Annotated in this window: 1 protein-coding gene; it reads right to left on the bottom strand. The window is 43.5% G+C overall.

What is annotated here, in order from left to right:
• The coding region (locus AB4496_RS28685; protein WP_372133485.1) for a TrkA C-terminal domain-containing protein at positions 1-462 on the bottom strand (462 nt) is incomplete at both ends.

Below are 462 nucleotides of genomic sequence, written 5' to 3'. Positions count from 1 at the left end.
GATATTATTTCTTGAATAGTGATCGTTTCCCACTGCAAGCACTAAGTAGTCACCAGCCTCAAGCGTCACTTCACCAAGCTTACCCGACAACGCCACCCCATCGCGTTTAATCGCAACGACAGCAGCATCAAACAAAGCACGAAAGCCTGAATGTTTAAGTGTTTTTCCGACCAAGTTACTTTCCGGTTTAATAACCACTTCGGAGAGATTATCAAGGGGTAAGCCACTATTACTCGCAAACAAAGAAAGCCCATTGAATTCCCTTAGTATCGTGATCTTCTTAACGTCACCACTAAACAACAAGCGATCATTGGGTGCAATAACCTCTTGAGGAGTCACAGGCGATATCAAGCGCCCCTCTCTCAATATTTCGACCAAAAATAACGACTCTAAATGTCGAAGACCATTTTGCTCTACAGACTTTCCGATTAGCTCTGAATCTGAAGCGACTTCAGTATCGAT

It is taken from the genome of Vibrio sp. 10N.222.46.A1 (genome assembly GCF_041473595.1).
In the GTDB taxonomy this organism is placed as follows: domain Bacteria; phylum Pseudomonadota; class Gammaproteobacteria; order Enterobacterales; family Vibrionaceae; genus Vibrio; species Vibrio tasmaniensis_A.
This window is presented reverse-complemented; position numbering and strand designations above follow the sequence as displayed.